Source organism: Castellaniella daejeonensis (assembly GCF_039523555.1).
In the GTDB taxonomy this organism is placed as follows: Bacteria; Pseudomonadota; Gammaproteobacteria; order Burkholderiales; family Burkholderiaceae_B; genus Castellaniella; species Castellaniella daejeonensis.
The window spans coordinates 101,335-120,700 of record NZ_BAAAFN010000014.1 but is presented as its reverse complement, the minus strand read 5'-3'; the positions used below and the strand labels follow the sequence as shown (position 1 = coordinate 120,700).

The 19,366-nt window shown below is 66.4% G+C and carries 16 protein-coding genes and 2 tRNA genes; 2 read left to right on the top strand and 16 right to left on the bottom strand.

The genetic code is table 11. The features are described from left to right. From ABD022_RS09775 to ABD022_RS09750, 6 genes are all read right to left on the bottom strand, one after another. On the bottom strand, positions 1 to 786 hold a 786-nt coding region (locus ABD022_RS09775), incomplete at its 3' end, for an MCP four helix bundle domain-containing protein (protein WP_343821141.1). Positions 787 to 950: 164 nt separating this feature from the next. Beyond that, positions 951 to 1,118, bottom strand: coding sequence for a hypothetical protein (locus tag ABD022_RS09770; protein ID WP_325126524.1), 168 nt, complete (start codon positions 1,116 to 1,118; stop codon positions 951 to 953). Positions 1,119 to 1,170: 52 nt separating this feature from the next. Beyond that, positions 1,171 to 1,255, bottom strand: a tRNA-Leu gene (locus tag ABD022_RS09765). Between the two features lie 29 nt (positions 1,256 to 1,284). Next, positions 1,285 to 2,841, bottom strand: a complete 1,557-nt coding sequence (locus ABD022_RS09760; protein ID WP_325126525.1) for a GGDEF domain-containing protein — start codon at positions 2,839 to 2,841, stop codon at positions 1,285 to 1,287. Beyond that, complete coding sequence (locus ABD022_RS09755; protein WP_325126528.1) at positions 2,838 to 3,941, bottom strand: PLP-dependent cysteine synthase family protein; 1,104 nt, start codon at positions 3,939 to 3,941, stop codon at positions 2,838 to 2,840. The genes ABD022_RS09760 and ABD022_RS09755 overlap by 4 nt, the downstream gene beginning before the upstream one ends. Positions 3,942 to 3,990: 49 nt before the next feature. Beyond that, positions 3,991 to 4,080 (bottom strand) — tRNA-Ser (locus tag ABD022_RS09750). Between the two features lie 57 nt (positions 4,081 to 4,137). Between ABD022_RS09750 and ABD022_RS09745 the strand changes: the two genes are divergently transcribed. Further along, positions 4,138 to 5,118 carry an NAD(P)H-quinone oxidoreductase gene (locus ABD022_RS09745; RefSeq protein ID WP_343821139.1) on the top strand — a complete coding sequence of 327 codons (981 nt, stop codon included), beginning with the start codon at positions 4,138 to 4,140 and terminating at the stop codon, positions 5,116 to 5,118. 100 nt (positions 5,119 to 5,218) lie between these two features. On the opposite strand, the gene pnp is transcribed toward ABD022_RS09745, so the two are convergent. From pnp to ABD022_RS09695, 10 genes are all read right to left on the bottom strand, one after another. Continuing rightward, on the bottom strand, positions 5,219 to 7,360 hold the full coding sequence (pnp, locus tag ABD022_RS09740) for a polyribonucleotide nucleotidyltransferase (RefSeq protein WP_325126532.1): 2,142 nt from the start codon (positions 7,358 to 7,360) through the stop codon (positions 5,219 to 5,221). Between the two features lie 158 nt (positions 7,361 to 7,518). Then, positions 7,519 to 7,788, bottom strand: a complete 270-nt coding sequence (gene rpsO, locus ABD022_RS09735) for a 30S ribosomal protein S15 (protein ID WP_325126534.1) — start codon at positions 7,786 to 7,788, stop codon at positions 7,519 to 7,521. A gap of 148 nt (positions 7,789 to 7,936) precedes the next feature. After that, positions 7,937 to 8,719: a CDP-diacylglycerol--serine O-phosphatidyltransferase gene (gene pssA, locus ABD022_RS09730; protein WP_325126536.1), complete on the bottom strand. Its 783-nt coding sequence runs from the start codon at positions 8,717 to 8,719 to the stop codon at positions 7,937 to 7,939. A gap of 4 nt (positions 8,720 to 8,723) precedes the next feature. Continuing rightward, complete coding sequence (locus tag ABD022_RS09725; RefSeq protein ID WP_325126538.1) at positions 8,724 to 9,404, bottom strand: phosphatidylserine decarboxylase; 681 nt, start codon at positions 9,402 to 9,404, stop codon at positions 8,724 to 8,726. A gap of 93 nt (positions 9,405 to 9,497) precedes the next feature. Continuing rightward, on the bottom strand, positions 9,498 to 10,514 hold the full coding sequence (ilvC, locus tag ABD022_RS09720; RefSeq protein ID WP_325126541.1) for a ketol-acid reductoisomerase: 1,017 nt from the start codon (positions 10,512 to 10,514) through the stop codon (positions 9,498 to 9,500). Positions 10,515 to 10,594: 80 nt separating this feature from the next. After that, positions 10,595 to 11,086, bottom strand: a complete 492-nt coding sequence (gene ilvN / locus ABD022_RS09715; RefSeq protein ID WP_043683853.1) for an acetolactate synthase small subunit — start codon at positions 11,084 to 11,086, stop codon at positions 10,595 to 10,597. An 11-nt stretch (positions 11,087 to 11,097) separates the two neighbouring features. Continuing rightward, entirely contained in the window at positions 11,098 to 12,825 is a 1,728-nt protein-coding gene (locus ABD022_RS09710) for an acetolactate synthase 3 catalytic subunit (RefSeq protein WP_325126593.1), read from the bottom strand. Between the two features lie 337 nt (positions 12,826 to 13,162). Then, positions 13,163 to 13,813: a response regulator transcription factor gene (locus tag ABD022_RS09705; RefSeq protein ID WP_325126547.1), complete on the bottom strand. Its 651-nt coding sequence runs from the start codon at positions 13,811 to 13,813 to the stop codon at positions 13,163 to 13,165. Positions 13,814 to 13,854: 41 nt separating this feature from the next. Continuing rightward, a complete protein-coding gene (locus ABD022_RS09700) occupies positions 13,855 to 15,693 on the bottom strand; it encodes a type IV pili methyl-accepting chemotaxis transducer N-terminal domain-containing protein (protein WP_343821135.1) in 1,839 nt (612 codons plus the stop codon). A 4-nt stretch (positions 15,694 to 15,697) separates the two neighbouring features. Beyond that, on the bottom strand, positions 15,698 to 16,975 hold the full coding sequence (locus ABD022_RS09695; RefSeq protein ID WP_325126551.1) for an MFS transporter: 1,278 nt from the start codon (positions 16,973 to 16,975) through the stop codon (positions 15,698 to 15,700). A 169-nt stretch (positions 16,976 to 17,144) separates the two neighbouring features. On the opposite strand from ABD022_RS09695, the gene ABD022_RS09690 reads away from it, so the two are divergent. Beyond that, positions 17,145 to 19,361 carry an FUSC family protein gene (locus ABD022_RS09690; RefSeq protein WP_343821133.1) on the top strand — a complete coding sequence of 739 codons (2,217 nt, stop codon included), beginning with the start codon at positions 17,145 to 17,147 and terminating at the stop codon, positions 19,359 to 19,361. The last annotated feature ends 5 nt before the right edge of the window (positions 19,362 to 19,366 follow it).

Below are 19,366 nucleotides of genomic sequence, written 5' to 3'. Positions count from 1 at the left end.
CACTTCGCCCAGGGCGCTGCGCAGGTTGCGCGTCATGGCGGCCAGTGCATTCAGCAACTGGCCGATTTCATCCCGCCCCCGGGCGGCGACATCGGCACTGAGGTCCCTGCGCGCAACGGCTTCCGCCACGTCCACGGCGCTGCGCAGCGGATGCGTGATGGAGCGGGTCACCCGCCAGGAGAACAAGGGCCCCAGGATCAGGGCCAGCAGGGTGGCGACGGCCAGCACGATCAGGCCCAGGCTGCTTGCCCGCATGCTTTCGTCGAACAGCCGCTGCACCGCGTCGGTCTGCAGCTGCGACAACTGATCGAGCCGGTCCATCAGGCCGGCCGTGCGCTTGGGCATATCCTGGTTGAAGAAGGCGTCGGTCTCGCCGTAGTTGCCGTTGTCGAGATCCTTGAAGGCCTGGGTACGGTGCTGGATGAAGGCCTCGCGGTCCTGACCGATATCGCGCAGCAGGCTGGCGGCCTCGGGTTGGGACAGCACCTGGGCCAGCTGACCCGCCACTTCGCCCGCCTGGCGATCGACGGTCTCGATTTCCTGCTTCAGCCGCCGGAGCGTATCCGGGTCGGCCGCCAGGACGGCCTGGGTCAGATTGGCGCTCTTGCTGATTTCCCGGGTAAGCCGCTGGATGAGTGCCGTGGTGCGCAGCCGCTGGTCCAGCACATGGTTGTCCTGCTGCGTCTCCAGCATGCGCCATGCGCCGATACCCGACATCACAAGCAGCAGGATGATCACGAAGCCGAATCCCAGGGCCAGCCGGGTGCCGATTTTCAGGTTGCGCATGGTGTTGTCTCGCTCCGGTGGATGGCGCCCCATGTCCGATCGAAAGACCCTATGGCCGACCTGACTTGAAGCCATGCTCATCTTAATCGGAACGCCCACCCGGGCCATCCTGTATCCGATTCTTTCTGATATGCCCGATTGTTATAGGTTTGAACAGATCCGGATCACTTTGCGGCGGCCACCAGCCTTCCCAGTGTTTCGATGGCTGCCTCGGCTTTCTCATTCCACGCATGGCCGTAGTTCAGCCGCAGGCAGGGGCCGGCCGCCAGCAGCAGCGGCAGCCCCCAGGCCGGGACAGCCGAGACGCTTCGATGTATGAATCCGCGCGGCATCGGCCGATCCCGCATAGACACGCCCCACATCCCCTGGAGGCAAGAGTCGGATTGGTGCCCGAGGCCGGAATCGAACCGGCATGCCTTGCGGCGAGGGATTTTAAGTCCCTTGTGTCTACCGATTTCACCACTCGGGCACGATGTGATGCGGCATTGTACCGAATGCTCAGTCCAGCACGGTGGCCTGGACTCGATCCCGCCCCGCCCGCTTGGCAGCGTACAGTTGCGCGTCTGCGCCGGCTACGAGTTCCTGAACGCCGGCATGCCCGCCTTCCAGGGTGGCGATGCCGATGCTCAGGCTCACATGGCCAGACCCGGCCAGCGGATTCGGCAAATCCAGTTGCGCCACCGCCTCGCGGATGCGCTCGCCCACGGCCTGGGCCGCCTGCGAGCCGGTGTCGGGCAGCAGGCAGGCGAATTCCTCGCCGCCATAGCGCGCCAGCAGGTCGGCGGGCCGGGCCACGCTGTCGCGCAGCGTGCCGGCGATGGCGCGCAGGTAGTCGTCCCCGACCTGTTGGCCGAAATGGTCGTTGATGTGCTTGAAATGATCCACGTCCAGCATCATCAGGCTCAGTGGCGAACCCGTGCGCCGCCAGCGGGCGTGCTCGCGCTCCAGTGTCTGGTCGAAATGGCGGCGGTTGGCCAGGTGGGTCAGGCTGTCGGTCTGGCTTTGCCTTTCCAGCTCAAGATTGACGACCTGCAGGGCATCCTGCTGTTGCTGGATACGCTGATTGCGTTCGGCCAGCTGGCGGGACAGCCGGCGATAGCGGCGCAGCGCCAGTACGGCCGCCAGCGCCAGCAGCGCGGCTGCGCCCCCCGCCACCTGCAGAAGGATCTGCTGGTTGCGCTGGGCCACGTAGCGCTTGATGAGCTGGCCCTCGCCCTCTTCATGGCGCGCCACGGACTCTGCCAGATCCAGCGCCTCGAGGTAGCGGTCGAACACAGCCACCAGGCGACGGTGCTCGGGTGTATCGCTGAAGTAGAACCGGTAGGCCCGCGGATATTCCTGCAGGGTCAGCACGATTTCCAGGTCGAAATATTCGTGGCTGTAGCGCTTCTCCGCAAAAATGCTCTTGCTGAACACGGCCACGTCGATCTCCCCATTGCGCAAGGCCTGGAACAAACCGTCGCTGGAAGACTGGTCGTAGGACCGCAGCTGCCCGGCCGGCACGAGATCCTGGAGAATGGGCTCGAACGCGACGCCATGCACCACGCCGACGCGGTAGTGCGCCAGATCGTCGATCCTGTAGATCGGCGGCTGCCAGCCCTTGCGGGCGATCACGGCATAGCGGCTTTCGTAATAAGGCAGGGTGAACAAACCGTGCTGCGCGCGATCGGGCCGCAGGCTGAGGGGAATCAGGACGTCGGCGTTCCCTGTCTGGACCAGGTCGATCCGGTCGGCCAGGGTCTGGTCCCGTTCCTGCCCGATGCCGTAGCGCAGCCCGATCCTGCCGGCAATGAAGCACCAGACATCGATGCCGATTCCGGAATAGACGTCCCGATCCGCCTCCTGGCGCGCCATGGGCGGCGCATCCAGGACCAGCACGCGCAAGGGAGGCAAGGCGCGGAAGCCGGCCAGTTCATCGGGGTCGACGACGACGGGCTCGTTCAGGCGCAGGTATCGCGCACCATCGCAATCCATGCCCGGCGCGGCCAGCGCCCGATCCGGCGACAGCCACCCCAGGCACAGGACCAGGGCGACGGCTGCCGTCCGCCGGCTCACAAGAGGCTGCCCTCTCCGGTATCCAGGAAGTTCTCGATCCGTTCGCGCCATCCGCCGATGTCCAGTCGCTGCGCCCGCAGCCAGGCTTCATCATAATAGCTCGTCGCATACCGGTCACCGCTGTCGCAGATCAGGGTGACCAGGGAACCTTTCCGCCCCTGTTGGCGCATGAGCGATGCCATGCACAGCACGCCCATGAAATTCGTTCCCGTGGAGCCGCCGACACGGCGGAACAGGCGATCGGACAGCACGTGTGCCGCCGCGATCGAGGCCTCGTCGGGCACGCGAATCATTTCGTCGATGACGGTCGGGATGAAGGAAGGCTCGACCCGGGGCCGCCCGATGCCTTCGATGCGCGAACCCGCCGCCGTGGCGGTCATGTCGCCGCTTTGCCAGGCCTCGTAGAAAGCCGAGCCCTCGACATCGACCACGCAAAGCCTCGTGTCCAGGTTGCGGTAGCGGATGAAGCGCCCGATGGTGGCCGACGTGCCGCCCGTGCCGGCGCTCATGACCACCCACTCGGGGACGGGGTGGAACTCGCTCGACATCTGGCGGAAGATGCTTTCGGCGATGTTGTTGTTGCCGCGCCAGTCGGTAGCGCGCTCGGCGTGCGTGAACTGGTCCAGATAATACCCGTCGGTCTCGTCGGCGATGGCCTGGGCAGCACCGTAGACTTCGCGGGCGTGGTCGACGAAATGGCAGCGGCCGCCGAAGCGCTCGATGGCCTCGATCTTCTGCCGGCTGGTCGAACGGGTCATCACGGCCACGAACGACAGGCCGAGCAGGCGGGCGAAGTAGGCCTCCGACACGGCGGTGGAACCGGAAGAAGCCTCGACCAGGAGCGTATCCTCGCGGATGCGGCCATTGCAGATGCCGTACAGGAACAGGGAACGCGCCAGGCGGTGCTTGAGGCTGCCGGTGGGATGCGTGCTCTCGTCCTTGAAATAGATGTCGATGCCGCGCAGCCCCGGAAAATCCGGCTTCACCAGGTGCGTGTCGGCCGAACGGCGGCCATCGGCCTCGAGGATGCGTATGGCCCGGCGGGTCCAGTCCCGGTCTTCCGGCGTCAGTACGCTGCGTCCCTTGATGCAGTGATCCATGTCGTGGCTTTCCCGACCCGCGTAACAGGCTGAACCGCCCGGATATGAGTGGCGGAAGCGGTGAGATTCGAACTCACGGATGGGTTGCCCCATCGCCGGTTTTCAAGACCGGTCCATTCAACCGCTCTGGCACGCTTCCGCATGAAGACCGAAAGTGTAGCGCATAATGCCGCTTGCACACCCGAAGGAGCGCCACATGCAAGCCATTGAAATCACTGCACCGGGCGGCCCCGAAGTCCTGCGCCTGGCGGAACGCCCCACGCCCGTTGCCGGCCCCGGCGAAGTACTGATCGAGGTTTCGGCCGCCGGGGTCAACCGGCCCGACGTCTTCCAGCGCCAGGGCAGCTATCCGCCGCCCGCCGGCGCGTCCGACCTGCCGGGGCTGGAAGTCGCCGGACGCATCGTCGGCGGCGACCCGGAATCGGCCGGATTCAAGCTGGGCGACGCCGTCTGCGCCCTGGTGGCCGGCGGCGGCTACGCGCAATTCTGCGTGGCGCCCGCCGCGCAGTGCCTGCCCGTGCCCGACGGCCTGTCCATGATCGATGCCGCCGCGCTGCCGGAAACCTATTTCACGGTCTGGAGCAACGTATTCGACCGGGGCGCCCTGGCGCCCGGCGAGACCCTGCTGGTCCATGGCGGCGCCAGCGGCATCGGCACGACGGCCATTTCGCTGGCGCGTGCCTTCGGCCACACGGTCTACGCCACGGCCGGCAGCGCCGAGCGCGTGCGGGCCATCGAAGCGCTGGGCTGCTCGCGCGGCATCGACTACCGCACGCAGGACTTCGTCGCGGAAATCAAGGCATTGACGAACGGGCGAGGCGTGGACGTGATCCTGGACATGGTCGCGGGCAGCTACCTGGAGCGCAACATCGAAGCGCTGGCCGACGACGGCCGGCTGGTGCTGATCGCCCTGCTGGGCGGCACGCGCGGAACGCTGAACTGCGGCCAGGTGATGCGCCGCCGCCTGACGGTGACGGGGTCGACGCTGCGTGCGCGCCCCGTGGCGTTCAAGGCCGGCATCGCCCGCGCGCTGCGGGAGCGCGTCTGGCCACTGCTGGAATCGGGCACGGCCAGGCCATCGATCCACGCGGTTTTTCCGCTGGCCGAGGCCGCGCGCGCCCATGCCATGATGGATGCGGGGGAACAAGTCGGCAAGATCGTGCTGGCCGTGCGCTGAGCCTCGCAGCGCCTGCCCGGCGCCGGAAGCACAACGGGCGCCCCGTGGGGCGCCCGTTGCATGTGCCGCGCGGCCTGCCGGCCGCGGCGGGCATGGCGAATCAATGCACGGCCGGAGCGGCGGGACCGCCCTGTGCCTCGATGCCGCCGATCGCCTTGACCGACAGGCGCAGACGGCCGCGCTCGTCCGCCTCGAGGATCTTGACCCGCACCGACTGGCCGACCTTCAGCACGTCGTTGATGTCGGCGATGCGGTAGTTGGCGATTTCCGAGATGTGCAGCAGGCCATCGCGGCCCGGCAGGACCTGGATGATGGCGCCGAAATCCAGCAGGCGCAGGACCGTGCCCTGGTATTCCTGGCCCACCTCGACGTCGGCGGTCAGTTCCTTGATGCGGCGCTCAGCTTCGTGGGCGCGATCCAGGTCGGTGCTGGCGATGGTAATGCTGCCATCGTCGCTGATGTCGATCTGGCAGCCGGTTTCCTCGGTCAGCGCACGGATGGTGGCGCCACCCTTGCCGATCACGTCGCGGATCTTTTCCGGGTTGATCCGGATGCTCAGCATGCGCGGCGCAAAATCGGACAGTTCCTGGCGGGAGCCTTCGATGGCTTCACGCATCTTGCCCAGGATGTGCAGGCGGCCTTCGCGGGCCTGGGCCAGCGCCACCTGCATGATTTCCTTGGTGATGCCCTGGATCTTGATGTCCATCTGCAGGGCGGTGATGCCGTTGGCGGTACCGGCCACCTTGAAGTCCATGTCGCCCAGGTGATCCTCGTCGCCCAGGATGTCGGTCAGGACGGCGAACTTGCCGCCTTCCTTGATCAGGCCCATGGCAACGCCCGCCACGTGATCCTTCACCGGCACGCCGGCGTCCATCATGGACAGGCTGCCACCGCAGACCGAGGCCATGGACGAGGAACCGTTGGATTCGGTGATCTCGGACACCAGGCGCAGGGTGTACTGGAATTCTTCCGGGGAAGGCAGCAGGGGCGACAGGGCGCGCTTGGCCAGCCGGCCATGGCCGATCTCGCGGCGCTTGGGCACGCCGAAGCGGCCGGTCTCGCCCGTGGCGAACGGCGGCATGTTGTAGTGCATCATGAAGCGGTCGCGATATTCGCCCATGATGGAATCGATGATCTGCTCATCCTGCTTGGTGCCCAGGGTGGTGACCACCAGCGCCTGGGTTTCGCCGCGCGTGAACAGCGCCGAACCGTGGGCGCGCGGCAGCACGCCCAGGCGGATGCTGATCGGGCGCACGGTGCGCGTGTCGCGGCCGTCGATGCGCGGCTCGCCGTTCAGGATCTGACCGCGGACGATTTCCGATTCCAGGGCGAACAGCATGTTCTCGACCTCGACGCTGTCGGGAGCGTCATCGCCCCGCGCAGCGGCGTGTTCGGCCAGCTTGGCCTTGACGTCGGCATAGACCTGGCGCAGGCGCGTGGTGCGTTCCTGCTTGTCACGCAACTGGTAGACGGCCTGCAGGGGCTCGAAGGCGGCCGCGCGCACTGCGGTGGCCAGGACGTCGTTGCGGGGAGCGGGCTGCCAGTCCCATTCGGGCTTGCCGGCCTCGGCCACCAGTTCGTGGATGGCGTTGATGGCCGCCTGCATCTGCTCGTGGCCATACACCACGGCGCCCAGCATGACTTCTTCGGACAGCTGCTTGGCCTCGGATTCGACCATGAGCACGGCAGCCTCGGTTCCGGCCACGACGAGGTCCAGCTGGGACTGCTCGCGCACCTGCGTGGCACTGGGGTTCAGGACGTACTGGCCGTCGATGTAGCCCACGCGGGCGGCGCCCACCGGGCCATTGAAGGGGATCCCGGAGATCGCCAGGGCAGCCGAGGCGCCGATCAGGGCGGGAATGTCGGGATCGACTTCCGGATTGACCGACACGGTGTGGATGATGATCTGGACGTCGTTGTAGAAGCCGTCCGGGAACAGCGGGCGCAGCGGACGGTCGATCAGGCGGGAAGTCAGGATTTCTTTCTCGGAGGGCTTGCCTTCGCGCTTGAAGAAGCCGCCGGGGATCTTGCCGGCCGCATAGGTCTTTTCGACGTAGTCGACGGTCAGCGGGAAGAAGTCCTGGCCGGGCTTGGCGGTCTTGGAAGCCACCACCGTGGCCAGCACCACCGTGTCATCGACGGACACCAGCACCGCGCCGGAGGCCTGGCGGGCGATTTCGCCGGTTTCCAGGACGACGGTGTGCGGGCCGTACTGGAACGACTTGCTCACTTTGTTGAACATTTTATGATCCTATAAAAGGGACGCCTGCGGGGCTCCTGCCCGCGACCCGCCCACCGGAGGCGGGGCCGATTGCGGCGACCCATGACAAAAAGCCGCGCACGCCGCGCGAAATGGCGCAGCATGCACGGCTCGTGCAAGGGGAGCGAAGCCCCCGGGCATTACTTGCGCAGGCCGAGTTTTTCAATCAGCGCGCGATACGAATCCGGGTTGCGGCCCTTCAGGTAGTCCAGCAGCTTGCGACGGCGGCTGACCATGCGCAGCAGGCCGCGACGCGAGTGGTGGTCCTTCTTGTGGGTCTTGAAGTGGTCGGTCAATTCATTGATGCGGGCCGTGAGCAGGGCAACCTGGACTTCAGGCGAACCGGTATCGCGGGCGGCGCGCTGGAATTGCGCAACGATGTCGGATTTGACGATATCTGCAACAGACATTTTATTCCTCAGTGGACTGGCGGCAGCACCGAGGCGCGCTGCCGTGAGATCAAATGAAAACGCCACGCAAACCGTGGCGCGGAAAAATTATAGCGGAATCCGGCCGGGAACGCATGGATTTCGGGGCCGTGTTCCGATCCTGACGCGGTCATTCCTGCCCGGGGGGATCTTCCGCCCCGTCGGCGCCGCGCATGCGCTGCCCCAGACGGCGGGCCCGGCGCACGCGCCACAGCCACAGCACCCAGCCCGACAGGCTGTAGAGCACGAACAGGCCGAACAGCACCACCGGCGGGTCGCTGGAAACGAAGACGAAGACCGCCACCACCACCAGCATGACCCAGAACGGCACGCTGCGGCCCAGTGCAAAGGACTTGCCGCTGAAAAAGGGCGCGTTGGACACCATGGCCACGCCCGCATAGACCGTCATTGCGAACGCGGCCCAGGGGATGACGCCGTCGGACAGGGAAAGCTTGTTGTCCACGGAAAGCCAGACGAAGCCGGCGACCAGGGCCGCCGCCGCCGGGCTGGGCAATCCCTGGAAGTACTGCTTGTCGACCTTGCCGATGTTGGCATTGAAGCGCGCCAGGCGCAGGGCGGCCCCCACCACGTAGACGAAGGCGGCCAGCCAGCCCCAGCGGCCCAGGCCCTGCAGCGACCATTCGTACATCACCAGCGCCGGCGCCATGCCGAAGGACATCATGTCGGCCAGGGAGTCGTACTGCTCGCCGAAGGCGGACTGGGTGTTGGTCAGCCGGGCCACGCGCCCATCCATGCTGTCGAACACCATCGCCAGGAACACGGCGATGGCGGCCACCTCGAAATGCTGGTTCATGGCCTGGACGACGGCATAGAAGCCGGCGAACAGATTGGCGGTGGTGAAGGCGTTGGGCAGCAGGTAGATGCTGCGGCGGCGCTGCGGTTCGTCAGGCATGGGTTCAGGCTGCGGAAACGTCATCGCGGGAAGGAGCGGGAAGCTCGGCCAGGGCCGTGCGGGTAGCCTTGACCTTGTCGCCCAGGGCGACCCTGGGACGCGTCCCAGGAGGCAAGTATACGTCCACCCGCGAGCCGAAGCGGATGAAGCCGTAGCGCTGCCCCGCGTACAGCGCCTGCCCTTCCCTGGCATGGCACAGGATGCGCTTGGCCACCAGGCCGGCAACCTGGACGGCAGTGACCGTCTGCCCATCGGCCGTGGTCAGCACCATGGCGTTGCGCTCGTTCTCCAGGGATGCCTTGTCCAGGGACGCATTGAAGAACTTGCCCGGGAAGTACTGGATGGATTGCACCACGCCGTCGACCGGGACGCGGTTCGAGTGGACGTTGAAGACGTTCATGAAGACGCTGATCTTCAGCGCCGGGCGCCCGCCCGCATAGGGATCGGCCGCGTCTTCGACGCTGACCACGCGGCCGTCGGCCGGGCACAGCACCAGCCCCTCGCCTTCAGGCGCCTCGCGCGCGGGGTCGCGAAAGAACTGCAGGGCGAACAGCGTGAACACCCAGAACGGGATGGAGGCCCAGGGCGACCACCAGGTCACCAGCAGGGAGACGACCAGCGCGCCGCCTAGGATCGGCCAGCCCTCTCGGGCGATCGGGGGATGGGGGTATGGGGGGATTTTCATGGTAGGCGCAAGAATAACCCAATTCAGCCCGAGGACAAATGCAATGGCCGGGCGCCCCCGCGGGACGCCCGGCCATTCATCGCATGGAAAAGATCAGTTCTTGGACTGGTCCACCAGCTTGTTGGCAGCGATCCACGGCATCATGGCGCGCAGCTTGGCGCCGACCTGTTCGATCTGCGATTCCGCATTCAGGCGGCGGCGCGAGGTCAGTTCCGGCGCGCCGGCGGCGTTTTCCAGGATGAAGTTCTTGGCATAGACGCCCGACTGGATGTCGGCCAGGCATTGACGCATGGCGGCGCGCGTCTCGTCGGTGACGATGCGCGGGCCGGTGACGTACTCGCCGTATTCCGCGTTGTTGGAGATCGAGTAGTTCATGTTGGCAATGCCGCCTTCGTAGATCAGGTCCACGATCAGCTTCAGCTCGTGCAGGCACTCGAAGTAGGCCATTTCGGGGGCGTAGCCCGCCTCGACCAGCGTCTGGAAGCCGGCCTTGATCAGCTCGACGGTGCCGCCGCACAGCACGGCCTGCTCGCCGAACAGGTCGGTCTCGGTTTCCTCGCGGAAGTTGGTCTCGATGATGCCGGCGCGGCCGCCGCCGTTGGCCATGGCGTAGGACAGGGCCAGGTCGCGTGCCTTGCCCGAGACGTCCTGGTGCACGGCCACCAGGTGCGGCACGCCGCCACCCTGGGTGTAGGTGTTGCGGACGGTGTGGCCCGGCGCCTTGGGGGCGATCATGATGACGTCCACGTCGGCGCGCGGCACGACCTGGCCATAATGCACGTTGAAGCCGTGGGCGAAGGCCAGCGCGGCGCCCGCCTTCAGGTTGGCGGCGACTTCGCTGCGGTAGACCTGGGCGATGTTCTCGTCGGGCAGCAGCATCATGACCAGGTCGGCGCCCTTGACGGCCTCGGCGACTTCCTTGACGGTCAGGCCAGCATTCTCGGCCTTCTTCCAGGACGCACCGCCCTTGCGCAGGCCGACGATGACCTTGACGCCGGAATCATTCAGGTTCTGCGCGTGCGCATGGCCCTGCGAACCATAGCCGATGATGGCGACAGTCTTGCCCTTGATCAGGGACAGGTCGCAGTCTTTGTCGTAGAAAACTTTCATGTTGGATACTCCGATTTTTTAATTCTGAAACGAGAGGTTGGTTGCAGCCGGGCGCCCGTACGGCAGGACGCCCGTGGGGTTCACAATTTCAATACGCGCTCGCCGCGCCCCACGCCGGAGACGCCGGTGCGGACGGTCTCCAGGATGGCGCTGCGGTCCAGCGCGCCGATGAAGGCAGCGATCTTGTCCTGCACCCCGGTCAGCTCGATGGTGTAGGTCTTGTCGGTGACATCGATGATGCGCCCGCGGAAGATTTCCGCCATGCGCTTCATTTCTTCGCGCTCCTTGCCGACCGCACGGACCTTGATCAGCATGAGCTCGCGTTCGACATGGGGGCCTTCGGACAGATCGACGACCTTGACCACGTCCACCAGCCGGTTGAGGTGCTTGGTGATCTGCTCGATGATCTCGTCGGAGCCGACCGTGACGATCGTCATCCGCGACAGGGTGGCGTCCTCGGTGGGCGCGACGGTCAGCGTTTCGATGTTGTAGCCGCGAGCCGAAAACAGCCCCACCACGCGCGACAGGGCGCCAGGTTCGTTTTCCAGCAGGATGGAAATCACGTGTTTCATGTCTTATCCCCTCACAGATCCTCGGAACCCAGCAGCATCTCGGTCAGGCCGCGGCCTGCCTTCACCATGGGCCAGACGTTCTCGGTCTGATCGGTGATGAAATCCATGAAGACCAGGCGGTCCTTGTATTTCGTGAACGCTTCGCGCAGGGCCGGCTCGACGTCGGCCGGCTTGTCGATGCGCATGCCGATGTGGCCGTAGCTCTCGGCCAGCTTGACGAAATCCGGCAAGGCATCGACGTACGATTCCGAATAGCGCGAACCGTATTCGATCTGCTGCCACTGGCGCACCATGCCCAGGTAGCGGTTGTTCAGGCACAGGATCTTGGGCGTCAGGCGGTACTGGCTGCAGGTGGACAATTCCTGGATGTTCATCTGGATCGAGCCCTCGCCGGTGATGACGGCGACGTCCCGGTCCGGATTGGCCATCTGCACCCCCATGGCATAGGGCAGGCCCACGCCCATGGTGCCCAGGCCGCCGGAATTGATCCAGCGGCGCGGTTCCGGGAAGGGATAGTACTGGGCCGCCCACATCTGGTGCTGGCCCACGTCGGACGTGACGAACGCCTGGCCGCGCGTGATCTCCCACAGCTTCTGGATCACGAACTGCGGCTTGATCACCGTGTCGGACTGCTCGTAGTCCAGGCACTTGCGGCCGCGCCACGCGTCGATCTGCTTCCACCAGGCGGCCAGCCGCTGTTCCGCGGCCCCCTGCTCGGCCATCGACTGGGCATACAGCCCGATCAGGTCCTGCAGGACTTCCTTGACGTCGCCCACGATGGGCACGTCCACCCGCACCCGCTTGGAAATCGAGGACGGGTCGATGTCCACGTGCACGATCTTGCGCGGCACCTGGGCGAAATGCTTGGGATTGCCGATCACTCGATCGTCGAAGCGCGCGCCGATGCCGATCAGCACGTCGCAGTTCTGCATCGCCATGTTGGCTTCGTAGGTGCCGTGCATGCCGGGCATGCCGACGAACCGTTCGTCCGTGCCCGGGTAGGAGCCCAGCCCCATCAGCGTCGTGGTGCAGGGGGCGCCGGTCAGGCGGACCAGCTTGCGCAGTTCGTCGGCGGCATCGGCCAGCACGACCCCGCCGCCCGCGTAGATCATCGGGCGTTCGGCGGCCAGCAGCATCTGCACGGCTTTCTTGATCTGGCCCTGGTGCCCCTTGGTGACCGGCGCGTAGGAACGCAGCTGGACCGGATTGCGCGGCGGCGTGTACTTGCACATCGCCACCGAAACGTCCTTGGGGATGTCCACCAGCACCGGGCCGGGACGGCCCGAGCGCGCGATGTAGAAGGCGCGGCGCATCGTGTCCGCCAGGTCCTTGACGTCACGCACCAGGAAGTTGTGCTTGACGCAGGGACGGGTGATGCCGACCGTGTCGCATTCCTGGAAGGCGTCCTGGCCGATGGCATGCGTGGGGACCTGGCCGCTGATGATGACCATGGGGATCGAGTCCATGTAGGCCGTGGCGATGCCGGTGACGGCATTGGTCACGCCCGGCCCGCTGGTCACCAGGCAGACGCCGGTCTTGTCGGAGGATCGGGAGTAGGCATCGGCGGCATGGACGGCCGCCTGTTCGTGCCGCACGAGGACGTGTTGGAATTTGTCCTGCTTGTAGATTGCGTCGTAGATGTAGAGGACCGCGCCGCCGGGGTAGCCAAACACATGGTCTACGCCTTCCTCGATCAGACAACGCACGACGATGTCGGCGCCATTGAGTTCCATGTTGATTCCTTTCTTGACCCGTGTCGGGCACCAAGTGGCCTTTCGGCAGCCTGGGCCAGTACCGGCGATCCGCGACATGATCCGACGCTGGGCGATTCACGGAATCGCTTTGCCCGGACACATTGCGGGACCAGTCTGTACCCCTTGGCACGAGACACACGCGCCCATGGGGCGCAACGTGGTGGAAATGGACGTCCCGGACCGCGCTCGTGACACATCCTGGGACATAAAGACGGAAGACGAAAAAAACCGGGTGTGTGACCCGGGAACGTTCGCCACATCGGCCGACCGCGATGGGGCCGACCGAGCGGCTAATTTACCGCGTTGCAACATGGGGCGCAACTCAGGGCTCGTCGAGCAGGCCATGCTCGACCGCATAGACCGCCACCTGGACCCGGCTGCTCAGGCCGAGCTTTTTCAGGATGTTCTGGACATGGATCTTGACCGTGCTTTCGGACAGCGCCAGGTTGCGGGCGATGAGTTTGTTGCTTTCACCCCGCGCCAGGCACTGGACGATCTCGCGCTCGCGCGGCGTCAGGCGGTCGCGCGGCCCCGCACCCGGCATCGGATCGGAGCGCCGCCGGAACTGCTCGATCAGCTTGCCGGTCATTTCTTCGGCAATCGCGGCTCCGCCCGCCGCGGCCTTGCGGATGGCCGCCACCAGGGCATCGCCATCGATGTTCTTCAGCAGGTAGCCGCTGGCCCCGGCCTGCAGTGCCTGGCCCAGGTCGTCGGCGTCCTCGGACACGGTCAGCACCAGCACGGCGCAGTCGGGCACGTCCTGGACCAGCAACTGCAGGGTTTCCAGCCCGGAAAGACCGGGCATGTTCAGATCCAGCAGGATCACGTCTGGCGCCAGTTCGCGGGCCCGCTTGATGCCTTCGAGGCCGTCGGCGGCTTCGCCGGCGATCTCGAAATCAGGGTAGCGCTGCAGCAGCAGGCGGATGCCGGTGCGAAACAGGCTGTGGTCGTCGACCAGCAGGATTCTGATCATGAGTTCTCGTTTCGAAGCACGCCCGGACCCGCGCGGTGGGCTCAGGCCGGCCTCCGCTGACCGCCGGCCGGCAGTTCCAGCACGATCGAGACCCCCTGCCCGGGCGCGGTCGTGACCGTCAGGGTGGCGCCCATGCGCCGCGCGCGTTCCTGCATAATGCGGCGGCCGAAATGCCCTTCGGGCCGATCGGCGAGGCTTTCCGGATCATAGCCGATCCCGTCGTCGGAGATCTCCATCCGGAAATGGGTGCGGTTGCTCAGGTGGATGTCGACCTTGCCGGCCTCGGCATGCTTGCGCACATTGGACAGCGCCTCCTGCAGGATGAACAGGGCCTCCAGCTGCTGCTCGCGCGTCAGGGGCGCCCCGCCCATGAGACCGTCGGACCGCAGCGAGACCTCGACGCCCGTCTGGCGGCGGAACCGGGCCACGGCCTCTTCCGCCGCATGCAGCAGGCCGCCCTCGCCCAGCTGGGTGCGGAAGTTGTTCAGCAGTTCGCGCACGTCCTGGTAGCTCTCGTCCACCCCGGTCCGCAGCAAAGGCACGATCTCGCGGATCTCGTCCAGGTCGGCGCGGTCGGCCGCGCGATCCAGCAGCTGCAGCTGCAGATTCAGGAAATTCAGGCCCTGGGCAATACTGTCGTGCAGCCCCTGCGCCATGAGATTGCGCTCCTGTTCCATGGCCAGCTGGCGCGCCTGGCCGCTCAGCCGCCGGTTCTCCACGGCCACCCCCAGGTGCAGGCCCAGGGTCTCCAGCAGGTGGTTCTGCTCCGCGCCCAGTGCATGCGGCTCGAGGAAATACAGGGTGAACTCGCCCAGCACGTCTTCCTGGGTATGGATCCGGAAGGCGGCCGATGCGGGATAGCGCGCCGCGTCCCTGCGGCCCGCGGTGATGGAAATCCGTGCCCGGTCGCCCAGGGGGCCGCGCAGGCTGATCGCCGCGCCATCGGCCCCGAAGCGCCGGATCACCCGGTCCAGGAACCCCCGGCAGACCGCTTCGATGTCGTTGGGGCGGTTCAGGAAAGCCGCCATGTCGTAGAGCGCGGACAGGACTTCGTTCTGGCTGGCAAGCTGCGCGGTCTTTTCGGCGACCCTGGCCTCCAGGTCGGTGTAGAGTTCCTGAAGCTCATCGGCCATGCGATTGAAGCCGCGCGCCAGCACGCCGAACTCGTCACGGCGGTCCACCGGCAGGCGCACGCCGAATTCCCGCAGCGCCATGCGTTGCAGGCCGCCCTGCAGGCGGCGCACCGGGTAGATGATCCACAGATACAGCAGATACACCAGGGCGAGCGTCCCGATGCAGGCCATGACGACCAGCATGCCCTGGGAAAACCGCAGGCGGCTGGTCTTGCGGGCGCTGTCGTCCTCGATCATGCGCACCAGGCCATCGGCCTGGGCCACGAACACGGGCAACAGATCCAGGTAGATCCGCACCGGCGCGCCGGCGCTGGCCGCCCGCGCGGCGGGCACCAGCTTTTCGTCCCAGAGCGCCGTGACCCGGTCCATCTGCGCCCGGATCCGGCGGTCGTGCGGCAGCGCCAGGGGCCGGTCCGCATCCCCCTGGCGGATCCGGCCCAGGATCCGTTCCTGGGCCGAAAGCAGGCCGTCCAGATCCAACGCGACGCCCCCGCCCGCACCGCCCTGCGGACCGGCGCCGGGCGCATGGCGCAGCAGGACGATGGCCACCTGATTGGCCCGCATCCGCAGGCTGCCGGTGTCGTTGATTGCCGCGCCGGCGCCTTCGAGCTGCCAGGAAAGCCATAGTGTCCAGCCGATCATGCCCAGCACGAGCGCCAGCACCGCCACCGACGTCGCGATGATGCGGGTCGACAGGCGATAGCGCAGCGCGGGCGAATCCAGGTAGAGGGGGTTCGTGGAATCCATGGAATCAGGCGGCGTCGGCAGCCAGCCGCGCCGACCCGGACGAATCCCGGCGCTGTCCCTCGCCCCTGAAGCTGTAGTGCATCCAGACCAGCGAGACGCAGACCGTGCCGTACATCAGCATGAAGCAACTGGAATTGATGCCCGTGAAATCCAGCAGCGCGCCGAACAGGATCGGCAGGATGAAGCCGCCCAGCCCCCCTGCCAGGCCCACGATTCCCGACACCGCGCCGATGTTGCCGTCGTAGTCGTTGGAGATGAACTTGAACACCGAGGCCTTGCCGATCGCCATCGCGATCCCCACGACGAAGAGCAGGATGGTGAACACCGTCGGGCTGAGCGCCAGGTGGAAGGACAGCGGCCCGGAAGCGGTCTGGATCGTGAAGTCGGTCTTGGGGTAGCTGAGGACGAAGAACGCGACCCAGGCCACCCACATCACCCACCAGGTCGTGCGATAGGCGCCGAAGCGGTCGGAAATCCAGCCGCCCAGGGCGCGCAGCACCCCGCCCGGCAGCGAGAAGCAGGCGGCCAGAAAAGCGGCCGTGCCCATGCTGAAGCCGTATTCGTCGACGTAGTAGTGCACCATCCAGAGCGCCAGGCCGACATAGCCGCCGAACACGACCGAGTAGTACTGGCTGTAGCGCCACACCCGGGGATCGCGCAGCAGCTGCAGCTGGGCCCGGAAACCGGCGCTCGAAGCGGCCTGCAGATGGGCCGGATCCGTGGCGGTGAACACCCAGAACAGGCAGGCCGTGACCAGCAGGCCGACGGCATACACCTGCGGCACGACGGTCCAGGCGCCGCCGGCGGCGGCGATCAGCGCCGGCGCCACGAATTTCGTGACCGCCGCGCCCGAATTGCCGGCACCGAAGACGCCCATGGCAAAGCCCTGGCGGTCGCGCTTGAACCAGCGGGCCACATACGGCGTGCCTACGGAGAACGTGCCGCCCACCAGGCCGACGAACAGGGCCAGGACCAGGAACTGCCAGTACTGGGTGGCATAGGACATGAGCCAGATCGGCACCACGGCCGCCAGCATGGTCGCGAAGAATACGATGCGTCCTCCGTGCCGGTCGGTCCAGATGCCCAGCGGCACCCGCACCAGCGAGCCGGACAGCACCGGCATCGCCGCCAGCAGGCCGAACTCGGTTTCGGACAGGCCGAGCTGGTTCTTGATGGGGATGCCGAGCACGGCGAACATCATCCACACGGCAAAGCAGATCGTGAATGCAAAGGTGCTGGCGACCAGCACGGACAGGGCTTTTCGGGAAGATGGGGTGGTCATGATGACTTGGCCTTCTTGCGCGGGAAATCCGCATGGTGCAAGCATAAGGAATTCGCAGCTTTCCGGATATCGGCCTCATGACCAACTCCCGCCCGCCGGAGTAACTAGATACTCCGGCCAGGTGTTCTCTATACTTTCGCTCACCACCTCGCCATCAAACGCAGGCCGCATGACCTTGTCCACCTCGCAGCTGCAGCGCTTTTTCTACAGCCATTACTTCTTCGGCGGGATGCGCCAGGCCGCTGGCGTGCTGCTGCCGGCCCTGGTGCTGTCCGGGGTCTTCGGCTGGCACACCAGCAGCTTCGTGGCGGCGGTCGGCGCCGCCTGCGTGGCCATCCTGGACCAGCCCGGCGGCCCGCGGCGCTACGGCATCAACGGCATGTTCGCCGCCCTGTGCCTGGGCTCGCTCACCACCTTCCTGACCGGCCTGGCCTCCAGCCACGTCCTGGCCATCTGGCTGACCGTGCCCGCCCTGTGCTTCTGCTTCTCGATGCTGACCGTCTACGGCAAGCACGGCGGCCTGCTCGGCTTCGCCTGCCTGCTGATCATGACACTGACGCTGCGCACGCCGCTGACTCCGGCCGACGTGCTGGAGCACACGCTGACGTCGTTCCTGGGCGGCGCCTTCTACCTGCTCTACAGCGCGGCCGTGCACCGGCTGATGTGGCACCGCGAGGAACAGCAGGCCCTGTCCGTGGCGCTGTTCGCCACGGCCGACTACATCGCCGCGCGGGCCCGCTTCTACGACATCCGCCAGGACCTGGACGACAGCTACCGCAACCTGATCCGCCGCCAGGCGCTCATGACCGAGGCCCACCAGGCCGCGCGCGACATGGTGCTGCGCGAGCAGCCGCGCGGCACCGCAACCCATGCCGACCGGCTGCGCCAGGGGCTGCTGAACCTGTTCGTCGACATGATCAGCCTGCTCGACAGCATGGTGGCCACCCACACCGACTACGCCACTTTGCGCCGTGCGCTGCCCGACAGCGACATCCTGCTGTTCGTGCGCGATGCCATGATGAAGCTTTCCGCCAACGTGGCCGACCTGGCCCTGAACGTGGCGCGCAATCGCCGCTATCGGGTGCGCAACAGCGTCAAGGCCGAACTGCGTGCCCTGGAATTCGAACTGCAGCAACTGCGCGAGGGCGGCATGCCGCAGTCCGATCCGGAACTCTACGCCCTGCTGGTCCAGGTGCTGCGCCGGCTGCGCAACATGACCCGCCAGGTCGACCGCATGGCGGACCATTCCGTGAACCCCGTCCCGCCGGAAACCGACCCGGTCCGCGCGCGCAAGACCCTGGACCGTTTCCTGACGCGGCAGAAATGGCGGGCGGACATGCTGACGCGCAACCTGAACTTCAGGTCCGCGCATTGCCGCTACGCCTTGCGGGTGGCGGTCGCGTCGCTGCTGGCCATGGTGGTGGGCGCCCTGCTGGCCCGCGCCCCGCTGGTGAATACGCTGGATCCGGGCATGGCCGGCCATGGCTACTGGATCGTCCTGACAGTGCTGATCATCATGAAGCCCGGCTTCGCGCTGACACGCCAGCGCAACGGCTGGCGCCTGACAGGCACGCTGATCGGCTGCGGCCTGTCGCTGCTGCTGTTCAGCCTGGTGGACAACTCCCACGCACTCCTGCTCATCCTGGTGGCCAGCAGCGTTCTGGGCTACAGCCTGGTGCAGGTCAACTACGCCCTGTCGGCAATGTTCAACACCCTGTTCGTGCTGCTGGTGTTCCATTTCCTCGCCCCGGGATCCAACGCGGTCGTGGGCGAGCGCCTGGTGGATACCGTGATCGGCTGCATCCTGGCGCTGACCTGCAGCTACATCCTGCCGTCCTGGGAACGCAACACCCTGGGCAAGCTGGCCCGGGCGCTGCGCGCCGCCAACCTGGCCTTCCTGCAGGCCGGACTGGATCACGTCGATGCCTGCCGCGCGGCACGCGCAGGACGCACCCCCGAATCCGGCGAGACCGACGTGCGCTGGCGGCTGGCCCGCAAGAACGTGCACATCGCCTTCGGCAACTTCACCTCGGCCTTCTATCGCATGATGGACGAACCCGTCAGCCACCAGCGTCATGTGCCGGAACTGAACCGCCTGCTGATCCAGAACCACACCCTGGCCTCGCAGATCGCCGCGGTGATTCCGCACCTGGCGCTGATCGACGACGAGCCCGAAGGCATCCGGCAGGCACTGGCAGCCACCCGGGACGCACTGGAAGGCAGGCGGGCCGCGGCGCCCAATGTCATCGAGACCGAGGGCGACTACGCGACCATCGCCTATCCCCTGCGCCAGATGATCAAGGCCGCGCAGCGCATCGATGAAGAAATGCGGGCGCTGGAAGCGCCCCCGCAGCCGGCAGCCGTGCGGGCGCAGCCGGCCGGCTGATTCCC

Bases quoted from the DNA above. Each gene is read 5' to 3' on its own strand.
- ABD022_RS09770 (WP_325126524.1), bottom strand. From the start codon at position 1,118: ATGCCGCGCGGATTCATACATCGAAGCGTCTCGGCTGTCCCGGCCTGG.
- ABD022_RS09755 (WP_325126528.1), bottom strand. From the start codon at position 3,941: ATGGATCACTGCATCAAGGGACGCAGCGTACTGACGCCGGAAGACCGG.
- ilvC (WP_325126541.1), bottom strand. From the start codon at position 10,514: ATGAAAGTTTTCTACGACAAAGACTGCGACCTGTCCCTGATCAAGGGC.
- ABD022_RS09700 (WP_343821135.1), bottom strand. From the start codon at position 15,693: ATGGATTCCACGAACCCCCTCTACCTGGATTCGCCCGCGCTGCGCTAT.
- ABD022_RS09725 (WP_325126538.1), bottom strand. From the start codon at position 9,404: ATGAAAATCCCCCCATACCCCCATCCCCCGATCGCCCGAGAGGGCTGG.
- rpsO (WP_325126534.1), bottom strand. From the start codon at position 7,788: ATGTCTGTTGCAGATATCGTCAAATCCGACATCGTTGCGCAATTCCAG.
- ABD022_RS09690 (WP_343821133.1), top strand. From the start codon at position 17,145: ATGACCTTGTCCACCTCGCAGCTGCAGCGCTTTTTCTACAGCCATTAC.
- ABD022_RS09745 (WP_343821139.1), top strand. From the start codon at position 4,138: ATGCAAGCCATTGAAATCACTGCACCGGGCGGCCCCGAAGTCCTGCGC.
- ilvN (WP_043683853.1), bottom strand. From the start codon at position 11,086: ATGAAACACGTGATTTCCATCCTGCTGGAAAACGAACCTGGCGCCCTG.
- pssA (WP_325126536.1), bottom strand. From the start codon at position 8,719: ATGCCTGACGAACCGCAGCGCCGCCGCAGCATCTACCTGCTGCCCAAC.
- pnp (WP_325126532.1), bottom strand. From the start codon at position 7,360: ATGTTCAACAAAGTGAGCAAGTCGTTCCAGTACGGCCCGCACACCGTC.
- ABD022_RS09695 (WP_325126551.1), bottom strand. From the start codon at position 16,975: ATGACCACCCCATCTTCCCGAAAAGCCCTGTCCGTGCTGGTCGCCAGC.
- ABD022_RS09705 (WP_325126547.1), bottom strand. From the start codon at position 13,813: ATGATCAGAATCCTGCTGGTCGACGACCACAGCCTGTTTCGCACCGGC.